Below are 5,092 nucleotides of genomic sequence, written 5' to 3'. Positions count from 1 at the left end.
CCATATATTTTTGATCTAATGGAATCGAAACAACTTAAACATTTTCTGGCGGTCGCTGAACATGGAAATATTACCCATGCGGCGAAAGCCCTGCATATTGCCCAGCCCGCATTAAGCATTTCTATCAAAAAGTTTGAGCAGTCTTTGGGTGTTACCCTATTTCGCCGTGATGATAAAAAAATCAGCTTAACGAAAGAGGGCGAAACGCTACTTGTACATGCCAAGCGGGTGATTCAACAGTTGCACGACGCGCAGCTCGCGATTGATGAGTTGAAAGGTTTAGCGAAAGGCGAAGTAAGGCTCGGAACGCCATCAATGATGGGCAGTTATTTCTTTCCACGAATTGTGATGGCGTTTAAAAGCCAGTTCCCGGAGTTAAAATTGACCTTGGTCGAAGCTGGGACTCAATCGATTCGTCGTATGCTGCTCAATGGTCAACTCGATATCGGTGTGATCAGTTGTGATAACGTGCCTGATGACCTAGAAACTGACCATTTGTTTACTAGCCAAATGGTCGCCGTTGTTTCACCTGAGCATGAGTTAGCCCAGCGAGAATCTCTTACTTTTGATGAGTTCTTTGAACACGATTTGGTTATGTTTCAGCATGGCTATTTTCACCGTGAATTTTTGGATCAGGTGAGTGAGGAGCATGGGTTTACCATGAAGTCATCATTCGAAACCAACTTACTGCCTTTGATTTTGAGTATTGTGAAACAAGAGTTTGCGATTACCGCGTTACTGGAATTGGTGACCCAACATGAGTCAGGCGTTGTTGGCGTGCCGTTTGAACCACCAGTGACGCTGGATCTGGCACTTGCTTGGCGCAAGCAGGGGTATTTATCAATAGCAGATCGAACGTTTATCGACTTTATTAAGCGCTACGTTTAAACGCAGCGCAGATTCATTGTTCGAGCACTAGTCGCCTTTGTACATCTTCTCGAAGTTCTTTGGGTTCCAGCCAATCATTACCCGATCACCAATTTTTAAAACTGGCACTGAACGAGCACCAAGCGCATCAAGTTCTTTGCGACCGCGTTGCATCTTAGCATTGCACAAACGATAGTTAATATTTTTCGAATCCAGATAACGTTGAGCATCTTTGCAGTGAGGGCATTTGTCTTTGACGTAAAGGACGACACGTTTCATTGAGTTTCTCTCCATTATCATTGGGAGGCGAAGTTTAACGACCTTTCACCATAAATGAAAGGCGAAAGCTAAGGTGAAACTGTCCTTTATCTCAGGTATATTGAGCGCCTTTATTTTGTCATAACAGACGTTAATTCTATGCATCCGTCACTTCGATACATTCAAGGCTACCCACAAAACATCGTAGAGCAGGTGAGCTCATTGATAGCGAGTGGCAAGTTTGTTCCTTGGTTCGAAAAGCGTTATCCCGATAGGCACCAAATCAAAAGCGAAAGGGCGCTCTATGAGTACGCCATGGCAATCAAAAACCGCTACATGAAGAAAGCCGCGCCAATCAGTAAAGTTGTCTACGATAAGAAAATTCACGCGGTAAACAACGCGCTTGGTTTGCACAGTGTAATCAGTAGAAACCATGGCGGTAAGCTGAAGTCGAAAAACGAGATTCGCATTGCCAATGTATTTAAGGATGCGCCCGAGCCACTATTAAGAATGCTGGTGGTACATGAGTTGGCGCATACTCGTGAGAAAAACCACGACAAGGCGTTCTATCAGCTATGTTGCTACATGGAGCCTGAGTATCACCAACTCGAATTTGATGCTCGTTTGTTTATGATTTACCTCGATTTAAAAGCGAATTTGAATGAAGAACAATAATCACAACGCGAAGCAAGCAAAGCCAAAGACTTCAAAGGCGGCTCAGAATAAAGACGCGAATAAAGCCAAGCCGAAGCGTGTTAAAGACAAAGTTGCGCGCAAATCCCCGCAGCCTGCAGGAAAGAGCGAAGTCGAGTTCATAAAAATAGCGAAGAATGGTTTGCATGAGCGTAATGTTCATCGAGGTCGTTACGATTTTAAAAAACTCGTGGAAAGTGAACCTCAGTTAAAGCCATTCGTTATCAAAAATCCGAAAGGGGAAGACTCCATAAACTTCTCTGATCCTAACGCTGTTAAAATGCTCAATAAAGCATTGCTTGCTGCGTATTATGGTATCGAGTTCTGGGACATTCCCGACACCTACCTTTGCCCACCGATTCCGGGCCGAGCTGATTACATTCACCGAGTGGCAGAACTACTTGATGGTGAAGTAAAAGGTCAGTACGCGCACCAAAAAGTGAAAGCGTTGGACATTGGCGTGGGAGCAAACTGTATTTATCCGATTGTTGGTGTAACAAAATACGGTTGGCACTATACGGGCAGCGATGTCGATCCAAAATCCATCCAATCGGCTCAAACGATCGTAGAGCACAATCGTGCTTTGACGGGAAAAATTGCACTGGTACAGCAACACAATGATGCCAATATTTATCTAGGTATCATTCAACCGAATGATCGTTATGATGTGACGACATGTAATCCGCCATTCCACCGTTCGGCGGAAGATGCCGCTATGGGCAGCCAGCGTAAAATCGATAATCTAAAAGCAAACCAGCGTAAGAAAGGACTAAAACCTCAAACCACACAAGTAAAGACAAGTAAGCCGGCGTTGAATTTTGGCGGTCAAAACGCTGAATTGTGGTGTGAAGGTGGAGAAGCGGCGTTTATCCGAAAAATGGCGAATGAAAGCCAAGCTTTTGCCGCGCAGGTCTTGTGGTTTACAACACTCATATCCAAAAAAGACAACGTTCGCCCGATGCGCAAGCAGCTTGAAAAATTGGGTGTGAAAGCCATTCGTGTGGTTGAAATGAGTCAAGGACAGAAAGTGAGCCGCTTTGTAGCTTGGTCATACATGGATAAACAACAGCGTAAAGCATGGATGGAATTAAAGTAACGTTGACCGTTTCACACTGAGCAATAAAGTAGAAAGCCCGCTGATATCAGCGGGCTTCTCTTTTGGAGAGTTCTAAAACTTAATGATGGGCTCACAATCTAGTGAACTGAGAGAGACAAAAGTATCTGTTTTGGCATAGTACAAGCCACAGGTTTCACCTCTTATCTGCAACGTATATTGGTCTGGAAGATCCGTATAGCTGCCATTCAACAGTTGATTGTTGTTCCCTTTTACTCGCCCTTTTTCAATCAACAAATGCGGTGAAGATTCAAATACGTTATTTGCGATTCTAGGTGCAGGTGTCCCTTGGATTTCTGCGATCGCGTTTTGAATTTCTATGACTGTTTCCGGAGAGTTCTTTTTACTCAATGCTTCAACGGGTTCTTGTGACATAGCTTGACATCCTATCAAAGAAATCGAAGTCCCTAGGAAAAGCGCAACCCGAATCAGCATTCGTAAAAAGTTAGTTGATCTCAACATGAATTGCCTCTGTTCGTAGCGGAGAGCGAAGATCGCTTAGCTCCGGAGATGAAATGTTACGCGGCATGGCGTTGAAACTTGAAGGGGATGCTGGCGGACAGGTTCCTGTTTCCATGTAGTTTAGCGCCGCAGAAAGCATACCTTCAGACGGATCGCCTAATGGTTTTGTTAGGTCGTCATTGACCCAGCAACCTTCCACTCTATTGTTTAAGCCTAGCTCGGTATTGATTTGGCTCTTTGGAGTAGGAATAAAACCATCAGCGAAGTCGCCAAATTTTTTCTCGTTCGCCGACTTGAACTGAATAGTGTAGTACATAGTGCCGCAGTTTTGTTCTGGTGAGAACCCATACGGTTTACCTGTGGTTGTTGAGCCTATTTGGATAACCTCCACATCAATGCCGCGCAAAGCGTTGATTAGCAGTTCACTAGAGGAAGCCGTGCCTCCTGAAGTAAGCACATATACGCGCTTTTTGTTCAGTGTCGGAAGCACTTGGTCCGAATATTTCTGTGCTGCCCAGTCTATTGCTAGATTCGTAAAGCGATAGATGTTATCCCCATCTTTAATGGTACGCATCACTTTGTCATTATGAATCAACTCACTGAAGACTCGGTTCTGACCAGCACCGCTTAGCATGTAGCCTACTTGCGAGGACTGAAGGACTAAGCCACCGCCGTTGTAACGTAAATCAACGACGATCTCGTCAATATTCTCTGCTGAGAGCGTACTAAACGCCTCAATAAGCGGGGCTTGAGCGCTTGGTTCAAAGGAGTTGTATTGCAGATAGCCGATCCGCTTACCATTGTGTGTAATCACTTTGGCATTTTTAACTGGAGAGGTCATGACATCAGAGGCGGTAAGCGTCACGGTTTTCTCTAGACCGTCGACACTCTCAAATGTGAAGGTGTAATCTTTATTGATGTCAGGGTTAAACAGCGTTTTATTAATAAAATCAATGTCGGACTGACTACCGGTGTTAACCACATCAATATTATTGATTTTCAGAAGCTTATCACCACGAGCAATGCCGCTTCTATCAGCTAGAGAGGCTTCTTCAGTGTAGGAAATACGAACGTCTCGAGGTTGTACGCCACGTAGGAATGCCCAGTTGAAACCAAATCCAGCAACTAAACCGGATTGCGATGATTTCATATCATCTTCATAAGGGACGGTAAAATGGAAGCGATCTTTCGGTTTACCCGTCGCGGTAGTAGCAGGGGTGACCAGCGTATTGAAGTAATCAGTAACAGTTTTGTAGTTTGCTGGGTTACTATCAGGAACCTCGTCATACCATAGATACGTTTCGTTAGTAAAAGCTCTTAAAAAGAGTTTTTCGTGTAATGCAGAGCCCAATTTATCTGGATAGGAGGCATAGTTGTCATATGGGTCCAGTCCGACGCGGGGCGTTTCACATTGGTTGATAAACGTTTTCGACGGTTGGCTAAAATCATGAACTTTCCACGTTGGACCGTTTGCACTGCTAGTGGACGGAGTAGGTGATGAGCTATCCCCGCCACCACCGCCACAGCCTTGTAATAATGCGAGAGTGACTGCCGTTGCTAAAGAATACTTAAATTTCACTTTTCTATGTCCTTATAAATAATAGAATTATAATTATCTGGTTTGCTTTTGTTTTTATTAGCTAGGTGAATGTATTAACTTAATTTGTTCGTCTGCAAATTTATAGTTAAATAGTGTGA

The 5,092-nt window shown here is 44.1% G+C and carries 6 protein-coding genes; 3 read left to right on the top strand and 3 right to left on the bottom strand.

Annotation, left to right across the window (positions count from 1 at the left end):
• The first annotated feature begins 18 nt into the window (after positions 1 to 18).
• Positions 19 to 888, top strand: coding sequence for a LysR family transcriptional regulator (locus CAG69_RS11295; protein WP_054866061.1), 870 nt, complete (start codon positions 19 to 21; stop codon positions 886 to 888).
• Positions 889 to 915: 27 nt separating this feature from the next.
• Here CAG69_RS11295 and CAG69_RS11290 read toward each other — a convergent pair whose 3' ends face one another.
• Positions 916 to 1,146: a glutaredoxin family protein gene (locus tag CAG69_RS11290; protein ID WP_005377871.1), complete on the bottom strand. Its 231-nt coding sequence runs from the start codon at positions 1,144 to 1,146 to the stop codon at positions 916 to 918.
• A gap of 138 nt (positions 1,147 to 1,284) precedes the next feature.
• Here CAG69_RS11290 and CAG69_RS11285 point away from each other — a divergent pair, with 138 nt between their 5' ends.
• Together CAG69_RS11285 and rlmF are read left to right on the top strand one after the other, a co-directional pair.
• On the top strand, positions 1,285 to 1,800 hold the full coding sequence (locus CAG69_RS11285; protein WP_005377870.1) for a M48 metallopeptidase family protein: 516 nt from the start codon (positions 1,285 to 1,287) through the stop codon (positions 1,798 to 1,800).
• Positions 1,787 to 2,914: a 23S rRNA (adenine(1618)-N(6))-methyltransferase RlmF gene (rlmF, locus tag CAG69_RS11280; protein ID WP_161444209.1), complete on the top strand. Its 1,128-nt coding sequence runs from the start codon at positions 1,787 to 1,789 to the stop codon at positions 2,912 to 2,914. Before CAG69_RS11285 ends, rlmF begins: the two co-directional genes overlap by 14 nt.
• Positions 2,915 to 2,986: 72 nt before the next feature.
• On the opposite strand, the gene CAG69_RS11275 is transcribed toward rlmF, so the two are convergent.
• Positions 2,987 to 3,307: a hypothetical protein gene (locus tag CAG69_RS11275; protein WP_138939947.1), complete on the bottom strand. Its 321-nt coding sequence runs from the start codon at positions 3,305 to 3,307 to the stop codon at positions 2,987 to 2,989.
• 70 nt (positions 3,308 to 3,377) lie between these two features.
• Complete coding sequence (locus CAG69_RS11270) at positions 3,378 to 4,973, bottom strand: S41 family peptidase (protein WP_161444207.1); 1,596 nt, start codon at positions 4,971 to 4,973, stop codon at positions 3,378 to 3,380.
• Between the last annotated feature and the right edge of the window lie 119 nt (positions 4,974 to 5,092).

Origin of the sequence: Vibrio sp. V43_P6S15P86, assembly GCF_009904725.1 — a bacterium.
GTDB lineage: Bacteria > Pseudomonadota > Gammaproteobacteria > Enterobacterales > Vibrionaceae > Vibrio > Vibrio diabolicus.
This window is presented reverse-complemented; position numbering and strand designations above follow the sequence as displayed.